This window comes from Chitinophaga dinghuensis (assembly GCF_003259435.1).
Taxonomy (GTDB): Bacteria; Bacteroidota; Bacteroidia; order Chitinophagales; family Chitinophagaceae; genus Chitinophaga; species Chitinophaga dinghuensis.
The window spans coordinates 121,393-138,559 of the sequence record NZ_QLMA01000003.1 but is presented as its reverse complement, the minus strand read 5'-3'; the positions used below and the strand labels follow the sequence as shown (position 1 = coordinate 138,559).

The 17,167-nt window shown below is 43.3% G+C and carries 14 protein-coding genes and 2 tRNA genes; 9 read left to right on the top strand and 7 right to left on the bottom strand.

The features are described from left to right. Positions 1-371 precede the first annotated feature (371 nt). From CLV59_RS09560 to mgtA, 3 genes are all read left to right on the top strand, one after another. Positions 372-1,385 (top strand): hypothetical protein, encoded by a 1,014-nt coding sequence (locus CLV59_RS09560; RefSeq protein ID WP_111591812.1) that lies wholly within the window; start codon positions 372-374, stop codon positions 1,383-1,385. 103 nt (positions 1,386-1,488) lie between these two features. Beyond that, entirely contained in the window at positions 1,489-2,493 is a 1,005-nt protein-coding gene (gene gap / locus CLV59_RS09555; RefSeq protein WP_245950844.1) for a type I glyceraldehyde-3-phosphate dehydrogenase, read from the top strand. A gap of 303 nt (positions 2,494-2,796) precedes the next feature. Then, on the top strand, positions 2,797-5,313 hold the full coding sequence (gene mgtA, locus CLV59_RS09550) for a magnesium-translocating P-type ATPase (protein WP_111591810.1): 2,517 nt from the start codon (positions 2,797-2,799) through the stop codon (positions 5,311-5,313). Here the strand turns inward: mgtA and CLV59_RS09545 are convergent. After that, positions 5,310-5,711 (bottom strand): 5-fold beta-flower protein, encoded by a 402-nt coding sequence (locus tag CLV59_RS09545; RefSeq protein WP_111591809.1) that lies wholly within the window; start codon positions 5,709-5,711, stop codon positions 5,310-5,312. The two genes, mgtA and CLV59_RS09545, sit on opposite strands and share 4 nt — an antisense overlap. 176 nt (positions 5,712-5,887) lie before the next feature. Between CLV59_RS09545 and CLV59_RS09540 the strand changes: the two genes are divergently transcribed. Then, the gene (locus CLV59_RS09540; protein WP_111591808.1) at positions 5,888-7,066 is read left to right on the top strand and encodes an aminotransferase class V-fold PLP-dependent enzyme; all 1,179 of its coding nucleotides are present in this window, start codon (positions 5,888-5,890) and stop codon (positions 7,064-7,066) included. Positions 7,067-7,082: 16 nt separating this feature from the next. Here the strand turns inward: CLV59_RS09540 and CLV59_RS09535 are convergent, their stop codons facing one another. Continuing rightward, positions 7,083-7,625 (bottom strand): P-loop NTPase family protein, encoded by a 543-nt coding sequence (locus CLV59_RS09535; RefSeq protein WP_111591807.1) that lies wholly within the window; start codon positions 7,623-7,625, stop codon positions 7,083-7,085. Between the two features lie 60 nt (positions 7,626-7,685). Here CLV59_RS09535 and nfi point away from each other — a divergent pair, with 60 nt between their 5' ends. Then, positions 7,686-8,360 carry a deoxyribonuclease V gene (gene nfi, locus CLV59_RS09530; protein WP_111591806.1) on the top strand — a complete coding sequence of 225 codons (675 nt, stop codon included), beginning with the start codon at positions 7,686-7,688 and terminating at the stop codon, positions 8,358-8,360. Between the two features lie 59 nt (positions 8,361-8,419). Here the strand turns inward: nfi and CLV59_RS09525 are convergent, their stop codons facing one another. The 3 genes from CLV59_RS09525 to CLV59_RS09515 all read right to left on the bottom strand — a co-directional run bounded on the left by CLV59_RS09525 (position 8,420) and on the right by CLV59_RS09515 (position 12,400). Then, positions 8,420-9,841 carry a S41 family peptidase gene (locus CLV59_RS09525; protein ID WP_111591805.1) on the bottom strand — a complete coding sequence of 474 codons (1,422 nt, stop codon included), beginning with the start codon at positions 9,839-9,841 and terminating at the stop codon, positions 8,420-8,422. 63 nt (positions 9,842-9,904) lie between these two features. Then, positions 9,905-11,521 (bottom strand): rhomboid family intramembrane serine protease, encoded by a 1,617-nt coding sequence (locus CLV59_RS09520; RefSeq protein WP_111591804.1) that lies wholly within the window; start codon positions 11,519-11,521, stop codon positions 9,905-9,907. Between the two features lie 48 nt (positions 11,522-11,569). Beyond that, complete coding sequence (locus CLV59_RS09515; protein WP_111591803.1) at positions 11,570-12,400, bottom strand: rhomboid family intramembrane serine protease; 831 nt, start codon at positions 12,398-12,400, stop codon at positions 11,570-11,572. A 148-nt stretch (positions 12,401-12,548) separates the two neighbouring features. On the opposite strand from CLV59_RS09515, the gene CLV59_RS09510 reads away from it, so the two are divergent. From CLV59_RS09510 to CLV59_RS09495, 4 genes are all read left to right on the top strand, one after another. Next, positions 12,549-12,622, top strand: a tRNA-Asp gene (locus CLV59_RS09510). Positions 12,623-12,678: 56 nt separating this feature from the next. Further along, positions 12,679-12,760 (top strand) — tRNA-Tyr (locus CLV59_RS09505). A 240-nt stretch (positions 12,761-13,000) separates the two neighbouring features. Beyond that, the gene (locus CLV59_RS09500; protein WP_170137695.1) at positions 13,001-13,795 is read left to right on the top strand and encodes a methyltransferase, TIGR04325 family; all 795 of its coding nucleotides are present in this window, start codon (positions 13,001-13,003) and stop codon (positions 13,793-13,795) included. 12 nt (positions 13,796-13,807) lie between these two features. Beyond that, positions 13,808-14,611: a methyltransferase, TIGR04325 family gene (locus CLV59_RS09495; RefSeq protein ID WP_111591801.1), complete on the top strand. Its 804-nt coding sequence runs from the start codon at positions 13,808-13,810 to the stop codon at positions 14,609-14,611. A gap of 54 nt (positions 14,612-14,665) precedes the next feature. Here CLV59_RS09495 and CLV59_RS09490 read toward each other — a convergent pair whose 3' ends face one another. Together CLV59_RS09490 and CLV59_RS09485 are read right to left on the bottom strand one after the other, a co-directional pair. Beyond that, a complete protein-coding gene (locus tag CLV59_RS09490; RefSeq protein ID WP_111591800.1) occupies positions 14,666-15,949 on the bottom strand; it encodes an HAD-IB family phosphatase in 1,284 nt (427 codons plus the stop codon). A gap of 84 nt (positions 15,950-16,033) precedes the next feature. Further along, positions 16,034-17,053, bottom strand: coding sequence for a DNA topoisomerase subunit B (locus tag CLV59_RS09485; protein ID WP_170137694.1), 1,020 nt, complete (start codon positions 17,051-17,053; stop codon positions 16,034-16,036). Positions 17,054-17,167: the final 114 nt, after the last annotated feature.

The following is a 17,167-nucleotide window of genomic DNA, read 5'->3' as shown; positions in this document are numbered from 1 at the left end:
AAAATTGATAACATTTTGCTTTGTTTTAGAAGTGATGGTTATGGGTCGGTCAGCTTCCATGGCTGCACCGCAGAAGAAGTAAGAAGCGCTTCTTACAGTTTTTGGGAAGGAAGGATGAGCGTTGATAGCAGATGGCTGTAATCACTTCCCACACTGACTCCAGACACCCGCTTTTCATTACTCGAGATGAAATCACTTCTGTACAGTAAACCCACTAGCTAATGCTGGGTTAATTGATTTCAAAGCAAAGGTAGGTTGGCATAAATCCCTGATTAGCAAACAATTCCGATAATTCCGGGAATTCCGGGCAAATTCCTGAAATGCTGTTGAGATTCCGAAAATTCAGTTGGTTTTACCTTATACTTTAAATAATGTTTATTGATTATCAGAAATTAGTCCTGGAAGACTATGAGCAAAAGAAGGCGAAAAATGCGCTTTCACACCACCTCGTACACCCAACAGCAGCCAAAATCAGAGAGGAATGCATCGCTGTCTGTACAGAACGGTTTCGTGTAAAAGATGAAAATTTGCTTAGAAACTTTTTGGGAAAACAAGAGAGCCCAACCGACTATATTCGGGCATTTAAAAAAGAAACCGATAAGTTTAAGCCGTTGGTGAATTTCCTGAAGAGGCAAATAACAAATACAGATGAAAAAAACATTGAACTATTAGCCTGGCTAATTGACTTTGAGCCCAGACCCTTTCAGTTTGGAAAACGGTATGAGACAAACACTCAACATACTATTATAAGTAAAGCCCTACCTGGATCCCTTATTCCCCAACAGGATTCCGAAAATTCCGATAATTCCAGCCCTACTAATCCACATCTTACTGAAAAAGAGGACGAATCGGAAGTAATAGCAGAAAAAGAGCATACCAAAGTGCTCATAACAGAAGAAATTCCTGCCATCCCTGAAAAAAAGATGCTGGAATCCAAAGAACCACCTACTGTAGAAAGACCAATATTGCTACTTCCTCCGGGCAAACCCCAGCGGATATCGTATTCCAAAATTATCATGTCAATTGCATTGATCATTTTGTTAATATCACTTGGGGTCTGGGTATTACCCAGGAAAACGCCTATAATGGCGTTAACTGGTAAAGAAGGTTGTATGTTTTGGGCAGGCGATCACTACGAACCAATTTCCTGTAATCAAAAATTAGGGGACACTTTGGTAATTGCGCTGGACACGTTCAAGCTAAACCATTTTAAAAAAATAACAAGACCCGATACCATTACAGGATACTCCAAAGGAAACGTATGGTACGTGAAAGTTGATAACGGTATGGAGTTTTACACCGCTGATGGTTATCATCCTATTGAACAATGGAAACGGCTAAAACCAATAACCGATTACATTATCATTAAATGGATCCGGAACTAATGACACAATAATTTCATATATAATATCGCCAAGACACCTGCCCTCCATCCTTTTGTTACTTTGATGATTATCAGATAATTTTACAGGCTATAACAGCATAATCATGAGAATAGCTATAAATGGATTCGGGCGCATTGGCAGAATATGTTTACGTATGCTGCTGGAGAAAACAGGCATTGAAGTGGTGGCCATCAACGATCTGGCAGACACCCCTACACTAGCACACCTTTACAGCTACGATTCCGTACATGGCCCCTACAAAGGAACAGTGGAAACAACCATTGACTCCCTGGTGATTGATGGGAAACCAATCCGGATTTTAGGAGAACGCGATCCCCTCCAACTGCCCTGGGCAGCGCTGAATATAGACCTGGTAATTGAAGCTACCGGGAAATTTACCACCAGAACCGCCGCAGAAATGCATTTGCAGGCAGGCGCCAAACAAGTCATCGTTTCGGCTCCTTCCCCAGATAAAGATATTCCTACCGTCGTTTTAGGCGTAAACGATCATCTGATCGACCTCACCGCTCCGGTTCTCTCCAACGCTTCCTGCACCACCAACAACGTGGCTCCTATGGTGAAAGTACTGGATGATAACTGGGGAATCGTAGATGGATACATCACCACCGTTCACTCCATGACCGGCGACCAAAACCTCCACGATGCTCCTCACAGAGATCTTCGCAGAGCCCGCGCCGCTTCGGCTTCTATCATACCTACCTCTACAGGCGCTGCAAAAGCAATTACCTCCATTTTCCCACACCTGGAAGGCAGAATGGGCGGAGCTGGTATTCGTGTCCCTGTGTTGAATGGCTCTCTTACAGACTTTACCTGTATCCTGAAAAAACAACCAGCTAGCGTAGCGGAAATCAATGCGAAGTTTAAAGAGGCCGCTGAAACAACCATGAAAGGCGTCTTGAAATATACTGACCATCCCATCGTTTCCATCGATATCGTAGATAATCCTTATTCCTGCACCTTCGACTCCTTATTAACTTCTATCGTAGGGGATCTGGTGAAAGTAGTAGGTTGGTACGACAATGAATTCGGATACTCTAATCGTTTGGCCGATTTAGTAGTACGCATTGCCCAATTAAAAAAATTGTAATCCGCTTTTATCATACGAAGGCTGATACGTAATACATCATTGTGATCACTCACATTAGTCCGTATTACGTATCAGCCTTTTTTTCATGTTATCACATTCCCCCTCATTGCCATCTGGCACAACTCCAATAAGCTAAGCCTTCTGATTTTTGCTATCATTATTGTGTAATGAAGTATACATCAACGACTATCAAAAGCAGCGCCCCCCTTTACATATATCTAATTTTAAACCAAAGCTATCGCTAGTTTGTAATCAGACATATGACGCAGCAGTTATAATGTAGGATGCTCAGAATCCAGATTTATGCCGCAAAACAAAACGAATATCATACAGGACCAGTCAATCACAGCTATTCCTGATGTGCTGAAAGCCATGGGTACCAACAGTTCCACTGGCCTAACCTCCACAGAAGCATCACAACGCCTCAGCCAATATGGCCCTAATACAATAGAGGCTCAAAAGAAAACCAGCGAACTCTTACTACTGCTATCCCATTTTAAGAGTCCATTGGTAATGATTTTACTGATCGCCGGTTTGATATCCATGTCTCTCGGAGAAACGATCAACGCTTCCATTATTATCCTCATCGTACTATTAAGTGTGGGAATGGATTACTGGCAGGAATATGACGCCAGGAATGCCGCAGCAGCGCTAAAAAATACCATCAGAAATAAAGTAGAGATCTTAAGAGATGGGAACTGGCAGGAACTTTTTCCTGAAGTTATCTGTCCCGGCGATATTCTTCGGTTTAAAGCAGGTAAAATTATTCCTGCAGATGCCAGGGTACTGGAAGAAAAAGATTTCTTTGTGAACCAATCCTCACTGACAGGCGAATCCTTCCCTATTGAAAAGGTCAGCACACCCGTTACAGATATTTCCGAAGGATTAACCGCGCTGGATAATATCGTCTTTATGGGGTCCAGCGTAGTGTCTGGAATGGCTACTGTGGTGGTTCTCGCTACCGGAAAACAAACAGAGTTTGGCAAAATTGCGGAGAAACTTATTGAACGCCCGGTGGAAACCGATTTTAGCAGAGGAATTCGGGAATTCGGTTACCTGATTATGAAAGTAACCATTCTCCTCGTACTGTTTATCTTCCTCGTCAATACACTGGCGAAACAAAATCTGCTGGAGTCATTCATGTTTGCAGTGGCAATCGCAGTGGGACTTACTCCTGAACTATTACCAATGATTATGAGCGTTACTATGTCTAAAGGCGCGGTACATATGGCGAAGAAAGGAGTGATTGTGAAGAAAATTACCGCCATACCCAATTTCGGCAGTATGGAAGTGCTCTGCACTGATAAAACAGGTACGCTTACAGAAGATAAAATAGCATTGGTACAGTGTACAGATTTACAGCAACAAGCATCCACAGAAGCACTGCTGTATGCGTATCTCAACAGTCATTTCCAAAGCGGTATTCATAGTCCGCTGGATGATGCGATATTATCTTATGACCACCCAGATATTACAACATATAGCAAGGTAGACGAAATACCCTTTGATTTCATTCGTAAACGTCTCAGCATAGTTGTAGAACATGAGAATAAACGCTTGTTAATTTGCAAAGGAGCGCCGGAAGAAGTGCTAAAGCTGTGTACTATGGACAACGATGCCATGAAAAAGGCACAACAACAGTATGAATCACTCAGTGAGGAAGGTTTTCGCGCACTGGCCATCGCCATTAGAGAAGTAGATAATGCAGCGAGCTATCAAAAAGAAGATGAACAACAATTACAATTAGTTGGATTTGCCATTTTCCGGGACCCTCCCAAACCAAATGTAAACCAGGTTATTCAGGCATTGCAGGACATGGGAGTAGAAATAAAAATTATTACGGGAGATAACCAACTCGTTACCCAACATATCTGCAAAGAAATAGGTTTACCCATCAAAGGAATCATGGTAGGCACAGAACTGGATCACCTTCATGATGAAGCCTTGCTGCAACACATTGCTAAAACCACTGTTTTCGCGCGCTTTTCGCCGGAACAGAAAAACAGAATCATTCGTATACTGAAAAAAAGACACCATGCGGTAGGCTATATGGGAGACGGTATTAACGATGCGCCTTCTCTAAAAACCGCCGACATCGGCATCTCCATTAATAATGCAGTAGAAGTAGCCAAAGATGCAGCAGATATCATACTTACCAAAAAAGACCTGCTGGTACTAAAAGAAGGTATTCTGGAAGGCAGAAAAACATTTGCCAATACCATGAAATATATCCGGATGGGTATCAGTTCTAATTTTGGGAATATGTTCTCAATGGCCGCCGCCACTATTTTCCTACCATTCCTACCCATGTTGCCCGTACAGATCCTCATTAATAACTTCCTGTACGACACTTCTCAAATCGCGATTCCAACAGACCATGTCGACAAAAAATATGTGGTTTCTCCTCAACGTTGGGATATGAAGGAAATACGTCGGTTCATGGTGGTATTCGGATTACTCAGCTCCGTATTTGATATGCTTACCTTTTATCTGTTGCAAGGACATTTCCATGTTAATCCGGCACAGTTTCGTACCGGATGGTTTATGGAATCGCTGGCTACACAGATACTCGTAGTATTCATTATCCGTACAGAACAAATCCCATTTATTCAAAGCTCGCCAGCGCCACAGCTCATCTTCATGGTCTGTTTATGTTTGGCTATCGGATGGGCGCTGCCCTACCTACCCATCGGCAATATGATTGGTTTCAGTAAACTGCCATGGCAAATATTGCAGCCCATCATTATTCTCGTATTTGTATACCTGCTTTGCGCAGAGCTACTAAAACGCTGGTTATTCCGATATCGGGCACGCGCTTAAAATTTGAAAAAGAAAAATATCAAAGCGGTCCATTCCTTCTTTACGCCAGATGCATAACCAATAGTACTATATCCGCTATTCTGTACTTTTCCATCTTTCTTTATATACCCAATGGTGGAATAACTGCTGTTCTGCACCGTTCCATCTTCCTTCACATAGCCTATGGTGGAATACCCGGCATCCTGAATACGCCCATCCTTCACATAACCAATTGTATTATAATGTGCGTCCTGCACCGTTCCACTGCTGGTAATACGGCCGACTGTACTACCGCTTGCTCTGATAGTACCATCACTTTCTACAGAGTACCTCGTACTGTAATCGCCACCTCTGATGGTTTGTGCCTGAACTGCTATGGTCGAAATAACCATCATCAACAAAAGAAGACATTTATTCATAGGTAATGTTTTTACTGATAATTTAATAAGGGAAAATATCAACACGATCTCTTCCTTCTGCAAAAGGTTGCGCTCAGGTAAAATATCTTTGTCACAGGCATGATATTTTCGATATTCCAACTTAATACAAACCGGGATTGTTTGTAAATTTATAATTCCTAAAGTAATCATGTAATATGGACCTCAACGAACTCAGAAAAGAAACACCCGGATGCAGTAACGTTATTCACCTTAATAATGCAGGAGCTGCACTTATGCCACAACCTGTCCTTGAAGTTATCCAGCTATATCTTCAGGAAGAGGCAAATCATGGCGGATACGAAACCGCCGATAAATGGGCAGCCGAATTAGCAACCTTCTACGATACCGCTGCCCAACTATTAAATACCAGAAGCACCAATATTGCCTATACTACCAGCGCAACAGACGGCTATAATTTAGCGTTATCATCGGTTCCTTTGAAACGGGATGATGTGATATTACTCTCAGAAAATGATTATCCGTCTAACTTCATTACCATGCTGTCTCTCCAGAAACGACTGGGGATCAGACTGGAACTGGTTAGGAATACTCCCAGTGGAGAAATAGACCTGGAGGATCTGGAAAGCTGTATCAAAAAATTCAATCCGCGACTGGTATCACTGACGCATGTACCTACCAGTAGCGGACTGGTGCAACCCGCCGCCGCTGTAGGAGAAATTACCAGAAAATACGACACTTTTTTCCTGCTGGATGCCTGCCAATCCATCGGACAAATGCCTGTTGATGCCACCACCATTCAGGCGGATTTTATCAGCGGCACTTTCCGCAAATTCCTGCGAGGCCCCAGAGGTACGGGACTGCTGTATGTATCCGACAGAGCCCTCCAGGCAGGAATGGAACCACTCATGCCAGATCTTCGCGGCGCTGATTGGACCTCTCGTTTTAACTACCAACCACGGGTGGATGCTAAACGATTTGAGTTATGGGAGAAGTCCTCTGCGCTTATGATAGGCTGTCTGGAATCTTTGAAATATGTTTTACAACTGGGTATCCGGGAAATTGAAGCCCGCAATGCATTACTTTGCGAATACCTTCGAACAGAACTGGCCACTATTCCAGGCGTACATCTGATGGACAAAGGAGCACATCCATGCAGTATCATCACTTTCTCCGTAGATGGGAAAGAAGAAGCCGGTACAAAAGAATATTTCCGCAATAAAGGAATCAATATCTACACTATCTCAAAAAATTCCGCCATTATCGATTATCAGGAAAAAGGAATTGATTGGGCCATGCGCGTATCTCCCCATTATTACAATGCTGAAATTGAATTAGAGCGATTCATAGAAGTGATGAAAGAATGGGTATCCTAGACGTATCAGGGGAAGGTTACAGGTGGTTATTCCTGGACCATTCCATAATTTTCTCCATCCGTTCTTCCAGACTCATATCTCCCCGTAATGTTAATACAGGCATCGTCATCTTACTGAGCCATTCTTCATGTACCTGCAATGTACGATTGGCAATGCCTGTATTATTATCATAATCCGCCGCCCATTCCAGGAAATCTTCATGCTGTTCTTTCATCTCGGCATCTAATGCATTACCATACCGGAACCTTTCCCGTTCTTTAAGTCTTTGCATACGGATGTCGGCAGGAATCCAAAGGAAAACTACGCCATCGAATGGGGGAAAAACATCTGCGCCCCAATTCAATGCCGAACCGCCAAAAATCCAATCAGGCGCAATTTTCAGCTCCCGGCTAATCATACTGTTTCTTTCTGTAGGCTCCCGTTTTATCGTGAAAGGAGGCACTGTAGGTACCCAGAAATAATTATCACTGTCGAAATATGGAATATCCAGGTATAGGCCAAGCGCCTGGCCTAAAGTGGTTACCCCTGAACCTGATGCGCCGAAAATGTACAGTTTCATATTACAAAAATGCAGTTTTCAACTGATTAATCCCGATCTTGCCGTAAATGCCTATGAACTATGATTAGTGAAGCTGCGGCCATTGCTGAACAAGAAAAATTAAGAGAACAGATTATCACCACCGATCAGTTGCCCGATCCCATTCGATACATTGCAGGAACAGATGTGGAATATGACAAAGCATCCGATCTGATTGCAGGTAGTATTGTGGTATTGGATGCTGAAACGCTGGATATTGTGGAGATAGCCACCCATTGCATGCAGGTTACCTTCCCATATATCCCTGGCTTGTTTTCCTTCCGGGAAATGCCTCCGCTGCTAGCTGCATGGGAGAAACTTACACAAAAGCCAGATCTGCTTATTTGTGACGGCCAGGGAATAGCCCATCCGAGACGATTTGGAATGGCCTCTCACCTGGGTATCAGCATCGGTAAACCTACGATTGGCTGTGGTAAAACCAAACTATACGGCCATTATACGGACCTGGATATACGAAAAGGAAGTATAGCCCCTTTACTGGCGGAAGATGATGTGGCCATCATCGGAAATGTATTACGCACCCAGGAAGGAATCAATCCGGTATTTGTTTCAGTAGGACATATGATTTCCCTGGAAACGGCTACCAATATAGTTTTAAATCTTGCCAAACAATATCGGTTACCAGAAACCACCCGTATCGCAGATCATTATGGACGCCTCGCATTAGAGGAATTCAAACGGAATAATTCTATATAAAAAAATGGTTGCCTCTCAAACAGAGACAACCATTTTTTTAATGCATTTTTACTCTTATGCTATAAGCCGCTTTCCAGCTTTTGTTGCGCTGCTGTAATCCAGTCCTGCGATTCCGTGAGAACCACCGCAGGCATAATTCCTTTATTATCGATGCCTTGGCCTTTATCTATTCTTTTGCTTCTGCTAGTAGGATAAGCCATTACAAATGGAATGGATTTAAATTTTATGGAACGAACGTTCGCATAATCCAGAACACCCGCGCTAGGAGTCCCCATCAACGTGGTTTTCTTACTCTGAAGCGCTTCCAGCAGGAACTCCTCTGTAGTGCTGGCACAACCACCGTCCATCAGTACTACCACTTTCTTTGGCGCCTGTCCGGCCACAGTTACTTTCTTCCAATGATCCTTTACCAGGGTCGTCATTTTACCCTTGTTATTATTCATGGTGTCCACGAGGGCCTTGATTTGTTTTTTTGTTTCTTCCGGAAGACGCGTGTTCAAAAGGTCTGACCAGCTTTTAATATTATCCGTTGTGGCCCATACGTCTGCTCCGGTTACACGCAGTGAATCTGTATACAGTAATGGACTTACAGGCGCATAAGTCTGATCGGACCCACCACCATTACCGCGTACATCCAGGATGAGATACGGACAAGCAGCCATGGCCGCTTTACCAGCCTGCATCACGGAATCAATAACACCGGTCTCTCCTGGCTCAAAAGAGGCAATGCGGAGATAATAAGTTTTATCAGATAACTTCTTGCCGGAAGTACCAGGGAGCATCATTTTTTCAGTGCCTCCTTTTCCCACTTCCGGTTGAGCATACTCCCGACGCCAGTTCCCCAGGTAATGCCCTGTGAAACTCAACTGTACCGGTTCTATCAATCCGATTTCAGTGTATTGAAAACCACTTAATGTCTGATGAGCAGAATCATATTTTAATTCCATCAGGATATCCCCTTTGCGCCAGCTTGTGGAATTAGATACCAATACCTGTCCTACATAATTCCGGAATGCATTCACATTCTCGGTAACGGCTATACGCATTTTATTATCCGGACTCCAATAGATCCCTTCCGGCGACTCAGAGATTTTCAGAAAGGTCATTTTCTTTTGACTCAATGGCACTAATTCCGGCTCTTTACGGGCTTCTCTCACCAATGCCTCAAACGGACGATCATTCTCATTAGGAAGCCTTTCTATACGCAAATGGCCATCATTGAAAAAGTCGGTATACTGCTTTAATAAAAACAGGCAATAGGTAGGCTTTGTCGCGGATGGAGCCAGTTTTAACAGGTGATTAGACAGGCTGTCATAGGATTTCCTGGTCTTTATCCTGATTTTATCATTGAAACCGGCATAATTGGCTTCCACCTTCTGCTTCATAAACCTGAACTCCGCTGCACAATCACAGTTCGGCGCCTGGGCAAAAGCCCCTGAAGCTGCCAACAACAGCAAAATAAGGGACGATTTTATTTTCATAGAGGTATGCTTTTTATAGGATAATAAGGTTTTTCACACCTCAAATATGGCGATTTTTTGTAATTAATCCAGCGTTTCTTCTTCAGGAATTTCTTCTTTATGGGCGGCAAGGTATTCTTTCTTGACAGCAGGGTGAATGACCAGGCCTGTTATCAGTCCGGCTACCAGCCCTCCAATATGGGCCGCATTGTCCACCCCGCCGCTTAATCCCCATACCAGGTTATACCCCACCAGGAAAAGAATATTGAATAATTGTCGCCTCGCATACTCATTATGATACGCCTTCGCTAAGAAAGGAATACAGATGCCAAACAGGCCAAAGATGGCACCGGAAGCTCCAACACTCACCGTATCGGGATGCCATAGCGTACTTGCCCCACTGGCCACAATACCCGCTACCAGGTAGGAGATCAGCAATCGCCGACTACCAATCATCGGTTCCAGGAAGGCCCCTGCAATCACCAGTCCAAACATATTGGAAGCCAGATGTATCAAGCCTCCATGGAGGAAAGTACTGGTGAGTAACCGCCACCACTCGCCATGAACAGTGTAGGGCCTGTAATTAGCGCCCCATTCCAGCAGATCCGCTGCACGGAATTGCATTACGCCCATTCCTTTCATGACCATGAGTAGGTAAATACCCACATTGATATACATCAGTACTGGTGTCACCTTATAGCCTGTATGCGGCTTTAACAGGGAATTTCTTTGTACCGGAGGCGGTACCGGATGCTGAGGATCTTCGGCTGTATCTGAATAATGTGGCCCGCCAGCAGGAAAATGAAAAGAAGTTGCTGCCGGACTTTTTAATCGTGCATATACTACAATCGCCACCCAAATAAGGAAGCAGGCAATAAAGACGAGGATGGTCCACAAAGGGGAAGTAACATGCGCCGCAAATGTGATAAACCTGGGTTGTAATATCACCGGCCTGGAAGAAGAAAAATGTTTGTTATCCTGAACCGCCTGCAGGTAAGCCGAACGGCTGTCTCCATATGGCACCTTTTCCAGGTAAGTAAAATTATTCAGCGACAACGTATCAAATTTACGTTGACTTTCATCCAGGAACTGACGATAAGCCGCTTCTTTGGCGGTGGCACTCAAATCATTACTCACCGTTTTTGAAAAATACAAGGCGTACCAGGTATTACAGGCACTAGCAGCCGTATCCCCGGGTTTATCCAGCATGGGCAATACCACGTATAACGACATGTTATATTGCTCATTATAACGCCCGGTTATTGCGGCATCATTCACGACGCCCGCATAATTTTTATCAATGTAGTAACGCTGAAGCGTATAATATCTGCTGCCAGACTGATTAGAAATCTCCGTAGGCGTATTTAAGGCAGACAAGCGTCCGGTAGCGCCGATAATGTAATGTTGGGCAAAGATCACTGGCAAAGCCAATCCCAGCCAGAGCACGATCTGCAAAATAAATTCTGATCGCTCCGGATTATTAGACGCCAGCTTACGCAAGGAAGGCCGCAACCAGAATAACACCGGCAACCATGCCAGCGCAATAGGCAACCAGAATTTCAACAGCTCCTCGTCCAATTCGAATAAGTCCAGCTTTATAAACAGGAGCCAATGCATTGCCGTATACAACAACAAATATCCCAGGGCTACTATCAGGTAAGGCCATACGAAAATTCGAAACTTTTCCTTCATCTGGTTCATAACAGTATTAATTTTCTGGTTCTTGCAAAGTAAGCTTTTCTCCTGAGGCTAGAGCCTGGAGGAATGATCCTCCAATATACGCCGCTCTTCGGCCGATAAGCTTTCTATTCCTCTGGCTTGTATTTTCTCCAGTATAGCATCCACCTTCTTCGCTCTGGTAGCACGGTCCATCCGATATTGATCATCGATATCCACATACCTGTAATGCTTTTGAAAGAAATTATTGGAGATATACAGCAGATAAGGCCTTGTAACCACAATGTAGATAAAACAGATACATGGCAATAGCATGGCAGCCAACATCAGGTAATTAATGTCGTTATGAAAGAGTGCCAATGCCAGGGCTAGTCCACACAACGCGCCTGCAAGATGCGTTTCATGACCAATATTATATTTTTTGGAACGTATGGCATATAACGACAACAATATGTAAACCACCGCATATATCCAGCCAGGAATTTGCAATACGCCCAACATATCCACCTCCATTTCTGGACTCAATGCAAGCGCCGTAAACATCACGCCTGCCACTGCACCATTGGCGCCAAGACTACTATAATCATCATGTTTACGATGGAGGTAAAGTGTAATCAGGTTTCCACCGGCAAGACTAACAAAATACACGAGTAACACCAACGGTTCGCCTATACGCTCCGATAGATGCGTCCCGAAAAAATACAGAGAATACATGTTTAACAGTAATTGCCACCAATTAACATGTACAAATCCGGAAGAAATAATGTTGCTATATCTTTTGTTCTTCCGTACCTGCTCTATTTCAAAAATTTGTTTATTCAAAAATGCATTATTGCGAAAGCCCATCCAGGTAAGGATGACAGTGATGAGAATCAGTATTATCACAGCGATTCCAGTAATCATAGGTATCGAAATTTTAACTCGGATGATGACGTAAAAATGCGAATATTTTTATTTTCTCAAAATATTTTTGGTGAATTGAAAATAATGTTGCTATATTTGCAACCCCAAACGGGGAAGTCAAAAGGCCGGAAACGGCCATCAGTATTGAGGATTGGTAGTTCAGTTGGTTAGAATGCCGCCCTGTCACGGCGGAGGTCGCGGGTTCGAGTCCCGTCCAGTCCGCAAACTTCAAAAAGGAAAGGACATCAAGTCTTTTCCTTTTTTATTCTTAATTTCTTGGGCAGGTTCCAGAGCGGCCAAATGGGGCGGACTGTAAATCCGCTGTCTACGACTTCATAGGTTCGAATCCTATCCTGCCCACATCGTAAGCTTCTTATCCAATGATAAGAAGCTTTTTTATTTTTAACCCTTGCCTGCAATCAAGAAAACTTTCTCCAACTATTTTTTATCCGTAACTAAAAAATGGAATAACTTTCCGTCCAACTTATTGTGTATTGTTCACCTGAGAATGTAAAATAGATTTGACAGCCCAACAATCATGCTTATTCTAAATCCTAACAGCCTGGCCCTTTTATGAATATTACCACTATTTCCTTTCACTTGCGAAAGAGATTTAATAATCGCATACTGAAAGAAAAAACATACAACACCTACGCAGAAGCGGCAGAAAAATGTAAACGATCGCTGTATGAAGATAACGCCATCGTACAATTACTGGCAGATAAAGCAAAGGATAATTCCTTTACAAAACCCTCTGCCAAACCACTGAATCCCGGCTGCCTGGCACTAGCAGATGTCATCTCCCGACAACTCATCCAACACCCTGCCAAACCCATTACAGTACTAGATTTCGGCGGAGGCAATGGCGACTACTATTATAATACCCGGAGAATTATCGATAAGAAAATATTATTGAAGTGGGTTGTAGTTGAAACGCCTGCTATGGCAAAAATGCTGCAACCTTATCAAACACAGGAACTGTTCTTTACAGATACCATTGATAAAGCAATGGCACTCTTCCAGAACAACCTGGATATCCTCTTTACTTCCGGTACATTACAAGTAATGCCAGAACCATATAAGACCATCGAAATGCTCTGCAATACCAATAGCAATTATATGGTATTTCACCGCCAAAGCCTTTCCCTGGAAGATTTTGATATCATCAGCATTCAAACATCTCTACTCAGCTGGCATGGTAGCACCAAGTTGCCAGATAATTTCAAAGAGAAAATTATCAAGTACCCTTACACCAGTATTCAACGCACCAAGTTTGAAGACCAACTGAAAAATACCAACTATCAGTTATTATACACCTTCGACGAAGCGACCGGCGTAAAAAGAGTAAACAGCTATAACGTACAGGGAACCAGCTATATATACAAAAGATCATAACCACCCGATTTCATGAACTTCGCCGTATTATCCTATAAATTCAGGAAGAAATTCCTGAAAGAAAAAATATATCCATCCTACGCGGAAGCCTCTGCCAATTGCAGCGACAAACTTTATGAAAATAAAGAAATCGTTCATCTCGTTGCCAGTAAGGCCAACAGCCCCGTATCAACACATAAACCTATCAATCCAGGCGTTATTGCGGCACTGGAACTAGTGAATAAAATATACCTGCAACAACAAGCAACTCCCGTTACTGTCATTGATTTTGGCGGCGGCGATGGCGATTACTATCATACTACCCGACTATTAGTTTCCCCATTTATTAACATGAAATGGATCGTAGTCGAAACACCCGCCATGGCAGAAGCAATGCAGGCCAACCAAACGAAGGAGCTATTCTTTGTTTCTTCCCTGGACAAAGCCATGGAGATTGCAGGTCATGTAGATATTGTGTTCACTTCAGGCGCTGTTCAATACACCCCTGATCCACAACAAACCATCGCGGATCTCTGTAAAATAAAAGCAGCATTCATGGTGTTTAATCGCCAGAGCCTCTCCGAAGAAGATTTTAACATCATCAGCATTCAGTCTTCTCCTCTCAGTTGGCATGGCAGCGGCGGAAAACTACCAGACACCTTCATTGAGAAGATCGTGCGTTATCCCCATACCAGCCTCAGAAGAGAATTATTTGAGCAAACACTCTCCTCCCATAACTACCAAACCATCTATACTTTTCCGGAACATACAGGTATCAAAAAGGTCAACAAATTAAATGTGGCCGGTATCAGTTATGTCTGCCAGATAAATGCATAAAAAAGAAGAAGGTTGTCTTTTGGGAGACAACCTTCTTCTTTTTAGTGTATTATTTTAGTACAATACCCTGAAACTAATGGTTTCATCAATGCCTTTCAGCGCCTTCAGCAGCTGCTTGTCGTAGTCTGCATGAATATCTGCCATCACATATCCGATTTGTGTATTTGTCATCAGGTACTGTGAAACAATGTTTATCTTGTGATCCGCAAATACCTGGTTGATATTCGCCAGTACGCCCGGAACATTGCGGTGAATATGAATGCAACGATGTACATCGCTCACCTCCGGCAGTTGTATATTAGGGAAGTTCAGACTCTTGAAACTATCGCCGTTATTGATAAATCCTGTAATTCGTTTAAGTACCGCCGACGGCTTTTGTATATCATCGAATATAATGACACCGTGCGCAGTGCAAAGTTCTACTGGCACATGTTTGGACGCATTACCCAGATAAGCGATCAGCTTGAGTTTTTTAGCAGCGGCCAATAGCGTTTCTGTTATCTTCTCCTTCCCTCCTGTTACTAGAATACTTGCTTTAGCAATATTGCCGGTATCCAGTTTGTTCACCTGCTTTAATGCATACCCTTCTTTCTTCAGCTGCTTCACAATCGTTTCTGGTACCGACTCTGTAACAACGCACTGAATACGGTTCTTAGGATAGGAAATAGCAGCCGGAAGATTATTGAGGTAAAGAAATTCATCCAGACTTGGCGTAACGTGGTCCGCTTTTTCTACTACCGACTTCCTGGAAATATTTTCCGTGAAGGCATAGAACTTTTTGATCATGCCGAATTCCTTCAACTGGAAATCCGAATAGCCGTCGCCGATGCCGTGAATTTCACCTTGTAACTGTAATTCCTTCAGCAGCTTCACTTTCCCGCCTTCGTAAGATAACGGGTTCGCCTCATCGTAGCCGACGATTTTCCCTGCTTTATCAAACACAAAAGTATTGGCGTATATATTTTCCTTGCTGATATGAAACGGCGTTACCACGGGAGTTATAAACTCCTTAAATCCGCCAGAAACAATCAATATCTCTTCCGCATGTTGCTGGAAAAATTTTTTGTTGCGGGCAAAGGAGGGAGACACGAGCTTCTTCAAATGCTTTACCAACTGCTTCAAGTGGTCACGGTTCGCTTCCAGCAATTTTACTCTGCCGGCCAAACTTTCTCTGAAAGAGAGTTTGCCTTCCATAGCCAAGTTGGTCAGATCTTCAATTTTCTTATATATCTGTTCCCTTTCCGGGTGATGCTGTAAGGAGATACGGGCGAGTTCGTCCAGGGCCTCCACTTGTGTGAAAGTACTGTCGAAATCGATTATGTAATACTTTTTATTCACTGAATGCGGATTTTAACATCAACGCACAAAAGTAATAATCGATATTTTCTTTTTCAGAGAATGTTTATTTTCAAGGAGAAACGGCTACTCAAATTCATAGGCGAAATTCAGGATCACCCGGTTTCTGTCCTCTGTATGGAGAGAAAGATAGCGGGCTACTTCCGCAAACACATAGCGTTTAATATCCATTTTCAGGGCTGGAGCATCCAGCTTCCATTTACCCGGACCTGTGAGCTCAAATTCCTTTCCACGCACTGCCGCTATTACCACCATGCTTTCCAGGAGCTTTCTTTTACTGATTTTAATCTTGGTCTTTGCTTTGGCTGCCGCATCACGGATGCCCATGATAATACCTTCCTGCACGCCTTCTATCAGCGAGCCGCCCAAAAACAGCTCATAGTGATTGGCAAAGGAACGAACATAGGAGGTAGTCAGCCATAGCGGCTGATAACAGAAGCTTACCTGGTAAGCGTAGTCGCGGATAACCGCTTTCAGATCTAATCTGAAAAACGGACTGGCATGCGGATGCGTGGCAATCGCATGATCCAGCAATCGGGTGATCCCCTGGGGATAATGAAATACATTCCGGCAGTGGTCTCCCCGGAAGTCAGATGATATGATTTTCACCCCCGGATATAAACAGGCAATCTTCTGTAATAATGTATTCGTCTGCTCATAATCCGCCTCAAAATCACGGAAAATAACCGGATCTGGCGAAAACTCCACCAGAAGCGTACCTGCATGTCCTTTACCTGGAGTCACGTTCAGAATGTAATCCCCCTGTTTACTATCAAGCGTATATACTTCGTCCTGATGATGGACTTCCATCTCAGTGGCTACAGATAAGGAAATAAGAATCGCGACAGGCAGCGAATGTGTCTGTTGCATATCTGGATGATCCAAGTGAAAGATACAGTTCACGAGTCCGGAAGTATCCACCTGACGAGCATTCAGGCGAATGGTGTTCGATTTCAGGAATTCAATCTCTATGGTCGTCTCTAAGTTTATCTCCGTTAACATCTCTTCCAGCAAAAACTCCAGCATGTTCGCAAAACCAGTGAATTTCAGATTTCCTATGAACATCGCAGGGCGTGTACGTATCAATTCACTCAATTTGTTGGCTCGGGTATCCATCTTATAAAAAAAGGGTCAATATCAAAAAATAGTAATAATAAACTACATATCATTTACGAGTAGCAAGGCAAATGCACAATCTTA